14 protein-coding genes and 1 pseudogene are annotated in these 16,885 nt (G+C 60.0%); 3 read left to right on the forward strand and 12 right to left on the reverse strand.

All coding sequences use genetic code 11. The annotated features are described in order from the left end of the window. Window positions 1-141: 141 nt before the first annotated feature. Complete coding sequence (locus tag BN77_RS01480; RefSeq protein ID WP_007527746.1) at window positions 142-1,917, forward strand: adenylate/guanylate cyclase domain-containing protein; 1,776 nt, start codon at window positions 142-144, stop codon at window positions 1,915-1,917. Between the two features lie 65 nt (window positions 1,918-1,982). On the opposite strand, the gene BN77_RS01485 is transcribed toward BN77_RS01480, so the two are convergent. From BN77_RS01485 to BN77_RS01495, 3 genes are all read right to left on the reverse strand, one after another. Beyond that, on the reverse strand, window positions 1,983-2,930 hold the full coding sequence (locus BN77_RS01485; protein WP_007527748.1) for a substrate-binding domain-containing protein: 948 nt from the start codon (window positions 2,928-2,930) through the stop codon (window positions 1,983-1,985). Window positions 2,931-3,018: 88 nt separating this feature from the next. Continuing rightward, window positions 3,019-4,023, reverse strand: coding sequence for an ABC transporter permease (locus BN77_RS01490; RefSeq protein WP_040676595.1), 1,005 nt, complete (start codon window positions 4,021-4,023; stop codon window positions 3,019-3,021). Window positions 4,024-4,103: 80 nt separating this feature from the next. Then, window positions 4,104-5,627 (reverse strand): sugar ABC transporter ATP-binding protein, encoded by a 1,524-nt coding sequence (locus BN77_RS01495; protein ID WP_007527752.1) that lies wholly within the window; start codon window positions 5,625-5,627, stop codon window positions 4,104-4,106. A gap of 170 nt (window positions 5,628-5,797) precedes the next feature. Here BN77_RS01495 and BN77_RS01500 point away from each other — a divergent pair, with 170 nt between their 5' ends. Next, complete coding sequence (locus BN77_RS01500) at window positions 5,798-6,829, forward strand: LacI family DNA-binding transcriptional regulator (RefSeq protein ID WP_007527754.1); 1,032 nt, start codon at window positions 5,798-5,800, stop codon at window positions 6,827-6,829. Between the two features lie 82 nt (window positions 6,830-6,911). Here the strand turns inward: BN77_RS01500 and BN77_RS01505 are convergent, their stop codons facing one another. The 9 genes and pseudogenes from BN77_RS01505 to BN77_RS01545 form a co-directional block, all read right to left on the reverse strand. After that, window positions 6,912-7,379 (reverse strand): cupin domain-containing protein, encoded by a 468-nt coding sequence (locus BN77_RS01505; protein WP_007527757.1) that lies wholly within the window; start codon window positions 7,377-7,379, stop codon window positions 6,912-6,914. Between the two features lie 127 nt (window positions 7,380-7,506). Continuing rightward, window positions 7,507-7,725 (reverse strand): hypothetical protein, encoded by a 219-nt coding sequence (locus tag BN77_RS01510; RefSeq protein ID WP_007527759.1) that lies wholly within the window; start codon window positions 7,723-7,725, stop codon window positions 7,507-7,509. Between the two features lie 77 nt (window positions 7,726-7,802). Then, window positions 7,803-8,579 carry a phosphodiester glycosidase family protein gene (locus BN77_RS01515; RefSeq protein ID WP_040677505.1) on the reverse strand — a complete coding sequence of 259 codons (777 nt, stop codon included), beginning with the start codon at window positions 8,577-8,579 and terminating at the stop codon, window positions 7,803-7,805. 125 nt (window positions 8,580-8,704) lie between these two features. Then, window positions 8,705-8,997, reverse strand: a pseudogene (locus BN77_RS33390) (transposase); the annotation flags it as partial. A 119-nt stretch (window positions 8,998-9,116) separates the two neighbouring features. Then, window positions 9,117-10,427: a xylose isomerase gene (gene xylA / locus BN77_RS01525; protein WP_007527764.1), complete on the reverse strand. Its 1,311-nt coding sequence runs from the start codon at window positions 10,425-10,427 to the stop codon at window positions 9,117-9,119. 38 nt (window positions 10,428-10,465) lie between these two features. Further along, entirely contained in the window at window positions 10,466-11,920 is a 1,455-nt protein-coding gene (gene xylB, locus BN77_RS01530; protein ID WP_007527766.1) for a xylulokinase, read from the reverse strand. Between the two features lie 18 nt (window positions 11,921-11,938). Then, window positions 11,939-12,964, reverse strand: a complete 1,026-nt coding sequence (locus BN77_RS01535) for a LacI family DNA-binding transcriptional regulator (protein WP_007527768.1) — start codon at window positions 12,962-12,964, stop codon at window positions 11,939-11,941. A 146-nt stretch (window positions 12,965-13,110) separates the two neighbouring features. Continuing rightward, window positions 13,111-14,703 carry a DHA2 family efflux MFS transporter permease subunit gene (locus tag BN77_RS01540; protein WP_007527770.1) on the reverse strand — a complete coding sequence of 531 codons (1,593 nt, stop codon included), beginning with the start codon at window positions 14,701-14,703 and terminating at the stop codon, window positions 13,111-13,113. Window positions 14,704-14,725: 22 nt separating this feature from the next. After that, on the reverse strand, window positions 14,726-15,922 hold the full coding sequence (locus BN77_RS01545) for an HlyD family secretion protein (protein WP_007527772.1): 1,197 nt from the start codon (window positions 15,920-15,922) through the stop codon (window positions 14,726-14,728). A 153-nt stretch (window positions 15,923-16,075) separates the two neighbouring features. On the opposite strand from BN77_RS01545, the gene BN77_RS01550 reads away from it, so the two are divergent. After that, on the forward strand, window positions 16,076-16,747 hold the full coding sequence (locus BN77_RS01550; RefSeq protein WP_007527774.1) for a TetR/AcrR family transcriptional regulator: 672 nt from the start codon (window positions 16,076-16,078) through the stop codon (window positions 16,745-16,747). The last annotated feature ends 138 nt before the right edge of the window (window positions 16,748-16,885 follow it).

Raw genomic sequence — 16,885 nt, forward strand, 5'->3', positions numbered from 1 at the left:
CACAAGACGTACGTACCGCAGTTCTGCTCGCCACCCTGTCACAGCAGTGGCATCCGCCCGTAATCCGGGCTCTTGCAGCGTGTTGCGGCGGTAGACATCCCGCCGTGCCGTGCTACTGTCTTTGGACCAGGAGGATGGCGCATGACGCGGCGTCTGGCAGCAATCTTGGATGCGGATGTTGTCGGCTTTTCCCGGCTGATGGGTCTTGACGAGAGCGGCACGTTCGCGACGCTGAAAGAGCACAACAGCGAAATCATTGTCCCCAGCATTGGCAAACATCACGGACGTGTCGTCAAATTTGTCGGCGACGGCACGCTGGCCGAATTTGCGAGCGCCGTCGATGCCGTCGGCTGCGCCGTGCAAATTCAGAAAGCATTGCTCGGGCGTAATGAAGCCATCGAGCCTGACCGGCGCATGTTGTGGCGGATCGGCATCCATGTTGCCGATGTGTTGGTTGAGGGGGAGGATATCGTCGGAGACGGCATGAATGTCGCCGCAAGCCTGCAGGCGCTGGCACCGCCGGGTGGAATCTGCGTCTCCCAACAAGTCAACGACCAGATCCGGTCGAAGCTTGACTTCCGGGCAATCGATTTCGGCAACCGCAGGCTCAAGAACATTGAACGGCCGATCCGTGTCTGGCGGTGGACGGTGGAAGGCGAACAGCTTCCATCGTCGGCTGCGCCGAAGGATCAGGTTGCGAGACCCGTGCGCAATCGGCCTTCGATTGCCGTGCTGCCATTCAGCAATATGTCGAGTATGGAGGAGCAGGAGCATTTCTCGGACGGCTTCACGGACGAGTTGATCGCCACACTGGCGCGCTGTCGCTGGCTGCTGGTCGCAGCCCGCAACTCGTCGTTCAGCTACAAGGGCCGGCAGGCCAATGCCCGACAGGTGGCGGAGGACCTTGGTGTCAAGTACGTGCTGGAAGGCAGCGTTCGCCGCGCGGACAATCGCATTCGCGTCACGGCGCAATTGCTGAACGGCACGGATGGGACCCTGCTCTGGGCGGAGCGCTACGACCGGACCCTCGCCGATATCTTCGAGGTTCAGGACCAGCTTGCTTCCGAGATCACCGGCACGATCGAGCCGGAACTTGGCTCCATCGAATTCGCCGCCCTCCGTGGCCGCACGGTGCTGGATATGGATGCCTGGGAAATCTACCTCAAGGGCCTCTGGCATTTGTACCGGTTTACGTTCGACGAGTTGAAAACCGCCAAAGCGCTTTTCGAGCAGGCGATCAGCATTGATCCGACCTTCGCGCAGGCGCAGGCCCGCCTGGCCTATGTGCACATTCAGCTTGGCTGGTATGGCCCTCTTGACGAACGAGCTGAGCGCATCTGCGAGGCTATCGAGCTTGCCGAACGGGCGATCGGACTCGATCAAAAGGAACCCGCCGCACACCTTGCCTTGGGCAGAGCGCTTGCGCTCGATGGGGCGACGGAGGCGGGAATTGCGCATCTGCGCAATGCTTTGCAGCTGGATCAGAGTTTTGCGCAGGCTCACTTCGCACTCGGCCAGGTCCTCTGCTACGCCGAGCGTCCCGCTGAAGGCATTGCCGAGGTCAGGGAAGCGTTCCGACTCAGCCCTCGCGATCCGCATCTTTGGACCTTCCATAACATTCTCGCGATTGCGAACTATCAACTGAACAACATGGCGGAAGCGGCCAAGGCCGCCCGCGCATCGCTCCACTCCCCGAATGCCACCTTCTGGCCGGCGATCGTTCTGGTTGCGATCCTCGGAAGGCAAGGCAAAACTGACGAGGCTCAGGAAGCGATGGCAAGGCTTCATCGTTTCCGGCCGGGAATGAACCGTACCGACGCCCGTCGGGAATTCTATTTCGGCGACAATCCCGTCATGACCGAAGCCTTCATCGACCGGTTCATCGCCGACCTCGCCAGCGCCGGACTGCCTGACTAGCCACCAGCACTATCAAAGAAAGGCGCCCGGGCTCTCGAACGGGCGCCGCAATTTGGCTTTTCAGATCAGAACGGAGAATCCGGGAAGTAGAAGTCCTTGGCATTGTCCTTCGTGACAAGCGTCGCATCGAGGACGAATGTGCCGCGAACCGGAACCTGACCGTAAAGACCAGCGGCCGTCAGTTCCATTGCCGTGCCGACCATTGCCGGCGGATAGAGAACGTCGACGGGGATCATCTTGTCGCCGTCCATGACCTTCTTTACCATGTCCTTGGAACCGGCGCCTGCGACGACATACTTGATGTCGGTACGCTTGGCCTGCTCGATCGCCTGCAGCACGCCCACAGCCATGTCGTCATCCTGGCACCAGACCACGTCGATCTTTGGATACTTCGTCAGGTAGTCCTGCATGACCTTGAAGGCATCGTCGCGGTTCCAGTTGCCATACTGGCGGTCAAGAACCTTGACCTTGGAGCCGGCAATGCCCTTGTCGAAGCCGTCTTGGCGCTGCTGATCGATCGGGATCGGCAGACCGCGGATGACGACGACCTGGGCGTCCGGCGTCTGCGCTGCGATGTACTTGCCTGCGACTTCGCCGAGCGCCGGGTTGTTGCCAGCAACATAGAGGTCGCGGACGGTATCATCGTTGGTCGACGGCGCACGGTCGACGAGAGCGACATACTTGCCCTTGCCCTTAACTTCCTTAATGGCATTGACGAGAGGATCCGGATCTGACGGCAGGATGACGAGAGCATCGATGCCCTGCGTATCAAGGTCCTGCACGGCGTTGGCCTGGCTGGCGGCATCAGGCGAGGTCTTGACGATGACGTTGAGGCCCGGATGCTGTTCCATCAGCTTCTTGGCGATACGTTCGGCATGGAACACGACGCCTGAAGTCCAGCCATGGTCGGCGGCCGGAATGGAGACGCCGATAGTGAACTTCTTGTCCTGTGCGTATGCGGTACCCGCCAGCGTGACGGCCGCAACCGCAAGGCCCAAAATGAGTTTGCGCATGCTATTTCCTCCCAATAAACGTCAGGGACTTTTCGTACCCGTCAACCGGACGCCCTGTGATCCCGGCCAATTCCTGGAGCCAGTCCTCTTACAATTTGCGGACCAGCGAGCGCTGCACCAGCATGGCGATGATGATGATCGCACCCTGGATCGCACCGATGAGATATTCGCTGATGAAGTTCGACAGCAGCATGATATTGCCGACGAGTTCGAGAATGAAGGCACCGCAGATGGTGCCCCAGACACGGCCAGCACCGCCCTTGAGCGCCGTCCCCCCGACGACGACGGCGGTTATCGCCTGCAGTTCCCACAGGATGCCAGTTGTTGCCGAGGTAGAACCGAGGCGCGGCACATAAAGCAGCACGGCAATGGCGACACAGAGCCCCTGGATAACAAAAGCGACGGTGCGCACGCGATTGACTGCAATGCCGGAATAGCGCGCTACGTCACTATTGGAACCGACGGCAACGACATGCCGGCCATAGCGAGTGCGGTAGAGGATGAAGGCCGCGACCGCAGTAACCGCAAGGATGACGACGATAGGCACCGGCACGCCGAGGATGCTGCCGAAATAGGCCGGGCGGTAAAGCATCTGGATGTCGGGCGAGCGCAGCGTGATCGCACCGCCCTGGCTTAGCCACGTCGTCAGGCCGCGATAGATGCCCATCGTGCCCAGCGTGGCGATGAACGGCTCGATCCTGCCAACCGTGGTAATCAGGCCATTGGCCAGTCCGCAGAGCGCACCGGCAACCAGCGTGAACACGACTGCAGCCGTCAGCATCAGCGTCGGGTCGGCAACGACCCCGGAATTCATCAAAAGAATCATCAGACTGGCAACGAAGGCCACCATCGAGCCGACAGAAAGATCAAGGTCGCCGGCCGAAATCACGAATGTGGCGCCGACCGCAATGATCGCGATGAAGGCGCAGCGGGTCGCGACATTGGCAAGGTTGGTGATACCGATAAAATTCGGATTGACCAGAGCACCGACGATCAACAGCAATACCAGGGCTGCAAAAGGCGCAACCGCCCTGAGGTCGATATCGCGCCAGGGGCGACGCCTGATTTCCCTGGTCTCCTCGTTCACACTCATCTCCAAACCAACCTCCCGCCACCATATTCGATGGGCACATACTGCGCGGCACGACCGTCGCTGCCGCCTCCCCGCCAGCGTCAGGCGGCTTTCTTCTTCAACCCGGCTGCATAGCGCATGATTTCCTGCTCGGAGATCTCGTCGCCTTCAAGCACGCCGACGATCCGTCCCTCTCGCATCACGGCAACACGCGTACAGAGGCCGATCACTTCAGGCATCTCCGAAGAGACAACGATGATGGACCGGCCGTCGCGAGCCAACGCCGAGATGAAATGATAGATCTGCTGCTTGGTGCCGACATCGATGCCACGCGTCGGTTCGTCGATAATGATGATCTCGGGCTCGGTCTCCATGACCTTGGCAAGCAGGAGTTTTTGCTGGTTGCCACCCGACATGCGCCCAGCAACGATATTGGTGTCGCGAACGCGGATATCGAAGCGGCGCCGCGCTTTGGCGAGCGCCTGCGCCTCGCTGCTCGGGCTGAGATAGCCGTGCCGCGAATGCTGGCCGAGCGACTGCAGCGTCAGATTGGTCATCATGCCGGAGCGCAGGAGCAGGCCTTTGGACTTGCGGTCTTTCGTCATGTAGGCAAGCCCGGCGCGATTGGCGGCATGCACATCTCCCGACGGAACCGATTCACCGCGAATGTGAACCTCTCCCGAAGCGCGACTGCGAAGCCCGGCGATCGCCTCCATGAGTTCCGTACGACCGGAACCGATCATGCCGGAAAAACCAATGATCTCGCCCTTACGAACTTCGAAGCTTGCATCCTGGACATAGCCCGTAGAGACGCTCTCGACGCGGAGAACGATGTCCTCGTCTACATTGGGTTCCACCTTGGTGGGATAGAGGCTCGACAGTTCGCGCCCGACCATAAGCTGGGCTATCGACTCGCCGTCGAGCATCGAGGTCGGCGCCGTCTTGACCCACTGACCATCACGCAGCACGGTCACTCGGTCGGTGATTTCCATCACTTCATCGAGCTTGTGCGATACGAAGATGAAGCTTGTTCCAGCGTCGCGTAGCTTGCGTACCTGGCGGAACAGGAAGTTCGTCTCTTCGCGCGACAATACTGCTGTCGGCTCGTCCATGATGACGACGCGGGCATCGCGGCTGATTGCCTTGGCAATTTCCACCATTTGCTTGTCGGCGATGGATAATGTTCCGACGATGGCATTCTCGTCGACGTGCGAACCGAGCAGGTCGAGTGCTTTGCGGGTCTCGGCGCGCATGTATTTGCGATCAAGTACGCCGAAACGTGTGACTTCGCGGCCAAGGAAGAGGCTTTCGGTCACCGTCAGATGTTCGGCGAGGTTGAATTCCTGATGGATGAGAACGATGCCCAGCGCTTCCGCAGCGCCGTTGGCCGGTAAGACGACCGAACTGCCGTCGAGCAGGATCTCGCCCGAACTCGGCTGCTCGAAGCCGGACATCACCTTGACGAGGGTCGATTTGCCCGCGCCGTTTTCACCCATGAGAGCATGGATTTCACCGGCACGCAGATCGAAATTCACGCTGAAGAGGACTTGCACGCCGCTGAACGACTTGCAGATGCGCCGCGCGGACAACACCACGGGCGCGGTGTCGACTGGATCCACACTCATTAATTGGCTTCCTCCCTGCGGCTCCCATCCGCTTGACGCCATATGTAAACCTTTACACGGCTCATGTAAAGGTTTACATCCATATTACACACAGATCTTCCGGCCCCGGTGTTTGACCTGTCGACAAGTCTGTGTAGTGTCGCGGCGAAGGCATCCCAAGGCAGGACGCAGTGTCGAATTCCACGCCCGCAACAATAGAAGACGTCGCTCGGATCGCCGAGGTTTCGATCGCGACGGTATCGCGGGCGATCCACACGCCGGAGAAAGTCGCCAATTCGACGCGGCTAAAGGTCAACCAGGCGATCGCCATCACTGGCTACACCACGAATGCCATGGCCCGCAGCCTGCGGCTCGGTCGGTCGAACATGATCCTCGTGGTTGCTCCTGATATCGGCGACCCGAACTTCTCCAACATTCTCGTCGGCCTTGAGAACGAAGCGCGTGCCCATGGCTATGGCATCCTCATTGGCCACACGCAGAACGATGCGCAGCGTGGCCTCGAATATCTGAAATTCCTAAATTCCAACCAAGCTGCCGGCCTGATCCTCTTTACCGGCATCCTGCCCTTCGGCCACCAGACGATGACCGCCCGCCTTCCGCCGAGTGTTGGCGTCTTCGAGCCGGTTTTCAATGGCGGCATTCCCTATGTCGGCGTCGACGATGTGGAAGGCGCCCGGAAGGCGGTCGACCTGCTGTTGGCCGAGGGTCACCGCAAGATCGCCTTCATTGGCGATTCGCGCACGCGCCTCGCCTATAGCCGCCGGCGCCAGGGCTATGACACCGGGCTCGATGCGGCGGGCGTTGCACCCGATATGCGCATCGTGCTCGAAGGAGACGGAACGCTGGAAAGCGGACGCCACGCCGTCGAGCAGCTCTTCATGCGCGACACGCTGCCGACGGCGTTCATGTGCGTCAACGACCAGACGGCGATCGGCGTGATGATCGGCCTTGGAGCTCGCGGCTACGATATCCCGACCGACTTCTCGGTGACCGGCTTCGACGACGTGCCGCAGGCCGTCTTCATGTCGCCACCGCTGACCACTATTCGCCAACCGCGGACCTTGATCGGCAAGCAAGCGATGGCGTTGCTTCTGGAATTTCTTGCAGACGGCCAGCCGGTCGAGACTGAAATATTGCTGCGCCCAGACTTGGTCGTGCGCAATTCGGTGGGTGCTCCTTCACGCCGGTGGACGAAACGCTGAACCCAGCAGCTATCGGATGCTGACGCGCACATCCCGCCGCGCTTAGCGGCGGGACCAAATGGCATTCATGTCGCAACTCTGATTATTGCGACTTTTGAGGATCGTCTGCCGGGTTGACGTACTTGATACCCCACGGGCCGTTGGTGTTGATTTGCAGCACGGTCTCATCGTCGAAGTAAACGAAATGCGCCGTGCCTGGCGGCAAGGCAAAGAAACTGCCCGCAGGCAGTGCCTTCGTGGCGCCCCGATCGGCGGTCTTGCCCATGCCAAATTTGGCGGCCCCGGATAGCACCGTAACCACTTCATAGCCGGGATGCGTGTGGGGCGGAATCGCATAGCCCGACGGCACTTTAAGCCGAAGGGCAAACAGGCCTTTCTTCGTGGGGTTGCCGAACAGGACCGCCGCTTGCGCACCGGCCGGAAGCATTTTGGGAGCTTCGACCCATTTGACATCGCCGGGTGCGAATATTACGTGCGCATCCTCCGCCAGAGCGAGCGATGCGGTCCCACAGAATCCGATCAAGACTGCGAATATCGATGCGATTTTCATGATATCCTCCCTCTCGCGGGCCTTCCACCTCGGCTGAGCGCTGGGGCAGGCTCGCGAAAGGCAAGAATACGTCCGCAGACCATCTCTGAGCAAGCGCTACTCGCTCATCGGATCGGATGTAAGCAAGTCATTTCACCCGCTTGAACACCCATTTCACGACATATTCGCCGCTTCGCTTCATCTTCGTTTTCGTCTTGACCTGAACCGGCCCGCCAAGAGCCGCTTCGGCGGCTTCAAATGCCTGCCGCGCATTGGACATTGCCTGGTGATAGGCGCTGTTGTCGCGCCTAGGGCTTTCGGCGACTGCCTTCACAACGGCGGTCCAATCACGTTCACCGTCGCCCATGTATCAGCCCTCTCGTTGACAGCAACGCTGTCTACCCTCTGGCCCGTTGGCTACGCAAGCATGAATGATCAGACGTGCTATTCGACAAGCCCGAACATAGGGCCGAATCCGCCATGCCACGATTTGTCGTTGCGCCCAAGGGCCGGACTGTAGAGTCCGACACCCTGGCCACCGTCGAGAAACAGCGCATTGGAGCAGCCTAAATAGTCACGGAACAAGCGCGCGAAGTCATGGAAATTCACCTCGTCTTCGCTGACCGCGAAGCGCACCGCTCCATCACCGCAGATGCCCACTCCAGCGCGGCGGGTCCTGTCGGTCGATCCTACGATAAAGATTGGGTTCAGCTTGTTGTCGATGACAAGCATCGGACCGGACTGGGTGGCGAAGCGGACCTTGGGACGGCGCTTCAAGAATTCCGGCGTCGGAAGTATTCCGGCGCCAGCATTGTCGAGAAAGAACACGCCATTCGGCCTTCTATAGAAGTTCGGCAGGGGATGGGCGGCAGATCCATTTCCATGCGTGCTGCTGGCAGGCCGCAATTCCTTGCCATCTTCGACATAAAGACCAATCGGCGAAAAATCGGGCAGATACATGCCGGCGTTGAGCGCGAACGCCAGGACTTGCCCCTTGCTGCGCACGGCCTCGGCGACGCTAAAGAAATCACGATATGGCTCTCCGTCCGCATTCTTCCAAAACAACCGGAGATCGCCGTTTCCTTTTTCGACGGCGCAGACGATATACGCATTTCCTTCGAAGCTGTCCTGCGCACAGGTCTGCGCCGAAGCGGCTGCCGCTGATATTGCAATAGCCAGCATCGCCGCCCCGGCAAGCGTACCCCATCTGAGATAGGCCATCACTGCGATGCCCTTCCTTTCGTTACCGATGCCGGCAATGCCAAGCGCCAAGCAGCGTATCTCGCCTGCATCTTCAAAGCCATCGGCACACGCCCGTCGCGATCAACAAAAAGCAACGGCCAGGCGTCAATTGCCGTTGCTCTGTAACTTCCGCATTGTTGCGTTGAGGATGGTGATCGTCCTTCGCATGACGCCGACGAGGGGCGATCTTGCCCGGCTTTCGCCTGGCTTGAGGCGTTCGAAGAGTGCCTTCATACCGGGATCGAAGCGGATTGCCGGAAGAGCAGCGATGTAGAGGGCGCCGCGCACCGGGTTGCGTTCACCGGCAATCAGCCGCTTGGCGCGCATCGGACCACTGTCGCGGTTGAGGCGGCGCGATACCGACCAGTTTGGCGCTTTGCCCCTTGTCCATGAGCCCGGTTCGTTGACCTTGGCGAGCGGAAGCCCGCCGCAGCGTGGCCACCGATGTCCCGGCCTGCAATGAATAGGGCCGGGCAAACTTCACTGCCCGGCCCTCTCCTCACAATCGACCGCCGATCAGACGTAACGGTTGACGATGTTTTCGAGCAGTTCCTGCTTGCCGGACTTCGGCTGCGGGTTGATGTCCTTAGCTTCGACCCACTCGGCGATCTGCTCAAGCGAGTATTCGCCGCGGGCGAGCTTCTGACCTTCGGCCGAATCCCAGCCGGCGTAACGGGCATCGAGTGGGCCAGACAGAGCCTTGTCCTCGATCATCTTGGCAGCAGCCTTGAGGCCGCGGGCGCAGGCATCCATGCCGCCGATATGGCCGATCAGCAGATCTTCCGCATCGAGCGACTGGCGCCGCAGCTTGGCGTCGAAGTTGGTGCCGCCAGTGGTGAAACCGCCGCCCTGCAGGACCTGGTAGTATGCCAGCGCCATCTCAGGGACGTTGTTCGGGAACTGGTCGGTGTCCCAGCCGGACTGATAGTCATTGCGGTTCATGTCGATCGAGCCGAAGATGCCGAGCGCGTTGGCAAGCGCCAGTTCGTGCTCGAAGGAGTGGCCGGCGAGGATCGCATGGCCCTGCTCGATGTTGACCTTCACTTCGTTTTCGAGGCCGTGCTGCTTCAGGAAGCCGTAAACGGTCGCGACGTCGTAGTCGTACTGGTGCTTGGTCGGCTCCTGCGGCTTCGGCTCGATGAGGATCGTGCCCTTGAACCCGATCTTGTGCTTGTACTCGACGACGAGGTTGAGGAAGCGGCCGAGATGGTCGAGCTCCTTTTTGAGGTCGGTGTTGAGCAACGTTTCATAGCCTTCGCGGCCGCCCCAGAGAACGTAGTTGGCACCGCCAAGCTTGGCAGTGGCATCCATGCAGGTCTTAACCGTCGCAGCGGAGTAAGCGAAGACTTCCGGATCGGGGTTGGTGGCAGCACCCGACATGAAGCGACGGTTGGAGAAGAGGTTCGCCGTGCCCCAGAGCAGCTTGACGCCGGTGGCGGCCTGCTTCTCGGCGAAGTAATCGACGATCTCGTTCAGGTTCTTGGTGTTTTCGGCAAAGTTCTTACCCTCAGGGCGCACATCGGCGTCGTGGAAGCAGTAGAACGGCGCGTCGAGGATCTGGAAAAGTTCGAATGCGACGTCGGCCTTCAGCTTGGCGGCCTTCATCGTGTCTTCGAACCAGGGGCGCAGGAAGGTCTGGCCGCCGAAGGGGTCGCCGCCCTGCCAGGCGAAGGTGTGCCAGTAGGCAACGGCGAAGCGCAGATGGTCTTCTAGGCGCTTGCCGAGAACGACTTCGTCCTTGTTGTAGTGGCGGAAGGCGAGCGGATTGGTGCTCTCAGGGCCCTCATACTTGATCTTCTGGATGTCGCCGAAGAATCCGGTGCTCATCTTGTGTCTCCTCAGGTTTCGAATTTGTAGTTCTGGGTTCAGTGCTGGAGCGATTTGATCGCCGGGTAGAGAGCGCGATAGCGCTTGTAGGCATCCTCATAAGCGCCAGAGAGCGCCGCGACTGGTTCGATTGTGCCCGCCGTCTTCGGCGGCGTGCAGACGGCAACCGGATCAGCGCCGGTCGCCGCAATAAGTCCGAGGCGCGCAGCGCCGAATGCCGCGCCGAAGTCACCGTCGGCGGGCAGGTCAACCGGAACGCCGAGTGCCGTCGCGATCGAGGCAAGCCAGTAGCGCGAGCGCGAGCCACCCCCGATCGCCGTGACGCGGGAAATATCGGTGCCCGCTGAGTGCAGCGCTTCCAGATTGTCGCGGATGGCGAAGGACACGCCTTCGAGGACCGCCTGGGTCAGCACTACACGGCTGCTCTCATGCTCGAGGCCGATGAACGCGCCGCGAATGACGGCGTCGTTATGCGGCGTGCGCTCGCCGGAGAGATAGGGAAGGAAGGTGACGCCCGAGGGCGCCTTCACTGTTTCACCGAGCTCGGTGGTCAGATCCGCCGCCGATTTGCCTGTCACGCTCGAGTGCCAGTTCAGGGCGTCTGTCGCCGAGAGAATGACGCCCATTTGATGCCAGGTGTTCGGCAGCGCGTGGCAGAAGGCATGCACCGCACTTTCCGGCTTTGGCAGATAGGCGGCATTGGCCGCGAAGAGAACCCCCGAGGTGCCGAGCGAAACGAAGGCAGCGCCATCGCTGACCGTGCCCATGCCGCAAGCCGAAGCGGCGTTGTCGCCGGCCCCGCCGGCAACCACGACGCTTCCCGAAATCCCCCATTTGCCCGCCAGCTCGCCGCGCAGCTTGCCACCCTGCTCCGTGCCTTCGATCAGGCGAGGCATTTGCTTTTCATCAAGGCCGGTCGCCGCAAGTAACTCGGAGGACCAGGCGCGCTTGCCTGTATCGAGCCACGAGGTTCCGGCCGAATCCGACATCTCGGAGAGATGCTCGCCGGTCAGCCAGAGACGCAGGTAGTCCTTCGGCAGCAGAACCTTGGCAACTTTGGCAAAGATCTCAGGCTCATGCTTGGCAACCCAGGCAAGCTTCGGCGCGGTGAAGCCGGGGAAAACGATATTGCCGGTCAACTTGCGGAAACGCGGATCGGAATCCAAGGCAGCCGCTTCAACGTACGACCGCGTATCGTTCCAGAGGATGCAGGGGCGCAGCACCTTGTCGTCGGCATCGAGCAGCGTTGCACCATGCATCTGACCGGAGAGGCCAATGCCCTTCACGGCGGCGAGCTCCCTCAGGTAGTTTGCCTTTAGGCCGCCCACGGCCTCTTCCGTCGCGCGGATCCAATGGGAGGGCTCCTGTTCCGACCAGCCGGAATGCGGGCGTGAGACGTCGAGCGAACCATTGGCCGAGCCGATGACCTTCTGATCGCCGTCGATCAGCATGGCTTTGACGCCGGAGGTTCCGAGATCGAGACCCAGATACATGTGTTTCTCCCTTTGCCGTTACGGCAGATTGTCTTTCAGGAATATGTCGAGGCGGATGCGCTCCTGCGCCTCGATGACGGCAAGTCCGTCCGCCTTGGCCTTGAGGACCCGGATGGCACTACGCACCTCATGACCCGCGTTCTGATTCAGAATTGCATCAATCGTTCCATCAAGAAGTGCGGCGCGGGTATGCGTCGTCAACTCGTGTGCGATCACCGTCAGCGACCGATCGACCGCCTTTTCCTTCAGCGCCCTGATAAGTCCACGATTGCCAGCACCGAGGCTGTAGATGCCAATGATGCCGCTTTTCTTCGAGAGCGCGTCCGCAACCAACATATGCGCCATCTCGGGATCGTCGCGGCCCTCGATGACAGGTAGAATGGAGAGTGATGGGAACTCCGCCGCCATGACGGAAGCAAAACCCTCGAGGCGTTCGCGATGGTCGCGCACCAGCATCGAGCCTGCGAGCACTGCGATCTCGCCCCTTGCGCCACCGAGGAAACGTCCGAGAAGCCGTGCGGCAGTCCGGCCGGCGGCAATATTGTCGACGCCGGCATAGTGATGTCGCTGCGAACCGGTGAGATCAGAGACAAGTGTAACGACCGGAATGCCATCCTGCACGAGACGGTCCACGGCATCGCGCACCTCGGGCGCATCAGTCGCGACAAGCGCGATCCCCGATGGCCGCTCTCTTCCAAGTTCTTCCAGAACCCTGACCAGCGCGGCTGGATCGAACGCCGGCACCTCGATGGTGCGGATGTCCGTTCGCTCCACGGGCGAACGTGCGACGGCGGCGCGCACCTCGTCGTTCAATCCATGCATAAAGGAGTTGTCGCTGGCAGGAAGGATGAACACAAATGGATAGGTCCGACCCTTCGCAAGGTTGGCAGCGGCGACATCCCTGATGTAGCCGATCTCGCGAATGGCCTTCTCGACCTTCTCGCGCGTCACGTGGCGCACGCCCGGCCGCTGGTTCAAAACCCGGTCAACGGTCGCCAGGCTGACGCCTGCCGCAGCAGCAATATCGTGAACTGTGGGCCTCATCTTTCCTCCTGACGAGACCTTTAGCTCCAAATTTGATGTACGTAAATCAAAATCTGCGAACGCTTCCGTTCACGTCACGGCTTTGTGCAAAACAAAGCTCGGTCGGTTACACCCCGATCGTCTTGGACATTGATTTGAAATACTAATCAGTGGCCTCCGCCACCTCCGCCCCCACCTTGTGGCGCAGGCTTGTCGAGCATTGCAACGCCGAGGATCATGGCGAGAAAAAGCAAGGTCAGCATCAGGAAGACGTCACCGAAGGCCAGGACGACGGCCTGCTTGGTCACCAGTCCGACCATCTGCTTGATGGCGACCACGGCACCATCCATGCCGTAGGTATTGAAGTTCGCTGCCATGTTGTTCATTTGATCGATCGCGGCAGGGCGTCCCCAATCTATATTCTCGCGCAGCCGCTCGTAATGAACATCCTGCCGGGTCGTCAGCACCGTGTTGATGATCGCCAGGCCAACAGCGCCGCCTAGGTTGCGGGTCAGGTTGAAGAGCCCAGACGCGCCGCGCATACGGGCCGGCGGCATCGTGCCAAGCGCGATGTTGTTAATCGGCACCATACACATCATCAGCCCGAAGCCGCGGAAAATCTGCGGAATGAAGAGTTCGTAGAAGTCCCAGTCCTTAGTCAGATGCGTCATGATGTAGGTGCCGGCCGCAAAGCTGGCGAAACCGATTACCATCATGAGTCGCAGGTCTATCTTCGCCGACAGCTTTCCGGCAATCGGCGCAGTGAAGAACATCGCAAGGCCTGACACGAACATCGTTTCGCCGATCATCAGCGAGTCGTAGCCGCGAATGCGCCCGAGATAGACGGGGTAGATATAGGTCAAGCCGTAAAGGCCGATACCCATGACGAACGAGAAGACGGAGCCGAAGGCAAAATTCCGGTTCGTGAAGGCCCTCAGGTCAACCACCGGAAATTCCACACTGAAGGCGCGATAGAAGAAGACAACGGCGGCGATCGCAGAGGCGATCGCGCCCATGAAGATATGGCTGTCGTTGAACCAGTCGTTGGAGTTGCCTTCCTCCAGCACGTACTCCAGCGCACCGAGGAAGACGCCCATCGACAACAACCCCCACCAATCGAACTTCTTGATCAGCGAGAATTCGGGCTTGTCGAAATCGATGAAATTCCACGTGACAATCGTCACGATGATGCCCGGCACGATGTTGACCAGAAACAGCCAATGCCATGAGAAGGCGTGGCTGAGATAACCACCGACCGTCGGGCCGATTGTCGGCGCAAGCGTGGCGATCAGGCCGATAATGGGCGACACGATGCTACGCTTGGAGGGCGGGAAGATTGTGAATGCGGCCGCAAAGACCGACGGGATCATCCCGCCACCGATGAAGCCCTGAATGGCGCGGTAGACAATCATCTGGTCGATGTTCGTCGCCGTCGCGCAGAGCGCGCTCGCCATGGTGAAGCCCGCGGCCGACGCGGCAAACAGATATCGCGTCGAGACAATGCGCGCGAGAGTACCCGACAGCGGAATCATAATCACTTCAGCGATCAGGTAGGAGGTCTGCACCCAACCGATCTCATCGGATCCGGCGCTGAGGCCAGCCTGAATTTCGGCAAGCGAGGCCGAAACGATCTGGATGTCGAGGATCGACATGAACATCCCGAGCACCATCGCAAAAAACGCAATGAGCTTGCGGGGATCCATGTGATCCGTCGCAGCCGGAGTGGCCGGAACGGTTCCAACTGTTGCGCTCGCGGCCATAGGTTAACCTCGTCCGCCGATATTACTTGGCCGCATCCTGCGCTGTGCGTGTGTCGACATCGACGACAACGCTGAGGCCGGCGCGCAGGCGGCCACTGTCCAGAGCATCCTGCGGCAGCGCGATGCGTACCGGCACGCGCTGAATGATCTTCGTGAAGTTGCCCGTCGCGTTTTCAGGCGGCAGCAGCGAGAAGACGGAACCGGATGCCGGCGAAATCGACTCGACCGTGCCGACGATCGGATGATCGTCATAAGCATCGACGTGCACGTTGACCTTTGATCCCGGGACCAGGTGCTGGATCTGCGTTTCCTTGAAGTTCGCATCGATATAGAGCTGGCGAACCGGCACGAGCGCCATCAGACGCTGGCCGGGCGACACAAGATCGCCTTCCTGGACTGAACGGTTGCCGACGACGCCGTCGTAAGGAGCTTTCAGTACCGTGAAGGAGAGGTCGCGCGCAGCCTTGTCGCGCGAAAGCTCAAGCTGGCGGATCGTGCCTTCGGCTTCGCGGCGCTGCGCCTGAAGGAGCGTAATGTTTGCCTCTGCGGATGCGATCGCGGCATCGCCACCCACGAGATTTGCCTTTGCCTGGTCGAGCGCAATGTTCGCAGCATCGAGATTGGCGGTGGTGCCGACCGACTTAGATTGCAGTTCCGCGGCGCGGGTCTGCGTGATCTGCGCACCCCGCACGGTGGCTTCCAAAGCCGTCTTCTGAGCCTTGGCCTGATCGAGGCTTGCTTGCCCACCGGCGATCTGCGCATCGATTCGCTGCAGCGACAGCTTTTCGGTATCGAGAGAAGCGACCGCCTGATCGAGAGCAAGCTTGTAGTCGCCGTCATCGAGCGTCGCCAGAATATCGCCAGCCTTGATCTTCTGGTTGGCAACGACATTCACCTTGGCCACATAGCCGGTAACCTTCGGCGAGATAGTCGCGATGTCACCTTCGATATAGGCATCGTCAGTTGAGACGAGGAAACGACCCGTTGTCCACCAGTCGTAGCCGTACCAGGCAGCGCCTGCGAGCAGCACAAGCCCAATGATGGGCAGAGCGAGACTGCGCTTTTTCTTCTTCTCGGCGGGGACGGCTTGCGTCTCTGCGGGCGCTTGCGGCGCACGCGGCGCTTCGGCGGTGGGGACTACGGCTTCCTGAGCCTTGCCCTCGGCTTCAGCAGGTTCGCTGACGATACGGGCAACGTTGGCTTTTGGACTGGACGACATGGCGGCTACCGGCAAATTGAGTGAATTTAATCGAACTGAACGGTTCGGTTCAGTTGACATAGAACCTTTTTCCATTCATATCAAGATATATCGAACCACCTGGTTCGATTTTGTTAACGAAAAATTCGCTGATGCGGATATGGTTAAGGAGCTATGACAGAGCTTTCCGATACGCGCGTGGACGAGTCCCCCTCAACAGGCGGCCGATGGGCCGCAGGCGAAGATCCTGCCAAGCGCAAGCAAATTCTCGACGGTGCCCGCCGTGTCTTCATGAAACTTGGCTTCGATGCCGCGAGCATGAACGATGTAACGCGCGAGGCCGGAGTGTCAAAGGGAACGCTCTACGTCTACTTCGCTAACAAGGAAGAGCTTTTCACCGCGATGATGGAGAGCGAGCGAGCGGCCTTCGTCGAAAGCGTGCGCAATACTCTCAAGGAATCCAGCGATCCAAACGTCGCACTACACGATTTCGGCATGACCTTTGTCAGCCATGTTACCGAGGACAAGGTCATCAATGCGATGCGCACGGTCATCGGCGTACGCGACCGCATGCCCCACCTCTGTCAGCGCTTTTTCAGTGGCCCGGAGAACATTCGGACGGTGTTAAGGGACTTTCTGACAGGCCAAGTCGGGGCCGGCCGTTTCGAGATCGACGACATCGAGCTTGCCGCCCGCCAGTTCCTGGAACTCTGCGGCGGAAGCTTCTTCAAGCTGCGCCTGTTTGGCGACATGGACGCCCAACCTCCGCACGAGGAAATGGATCGAGTGGTCAATGGCGCGATCCGAGTTTTCACCGCAGCCTACGGCGCCAAGAAGCAGTCCTGAACCCGTCCTTTTGATTTCTCTCGCCATTCGCGTCCGAATTCCGCAACCGGAATCAGGCGCGAACGGTTGCCCTACAACCTCTCGCACCCAAGGGAGAGCGAATGAGCGCCGTCGGATGAGCGATCTGCTTCATAGAAA

The organism is Rhizobium mesoamericanum STM3625 (genome assembly GCF_000312665.1).
Lineage (GTDB): Bacteria > Pseudomonadota > Alphaproteobacteria > Rhizobiales > Rhizobiaceae > Rhizobium > Rhizobium mesoamericanum.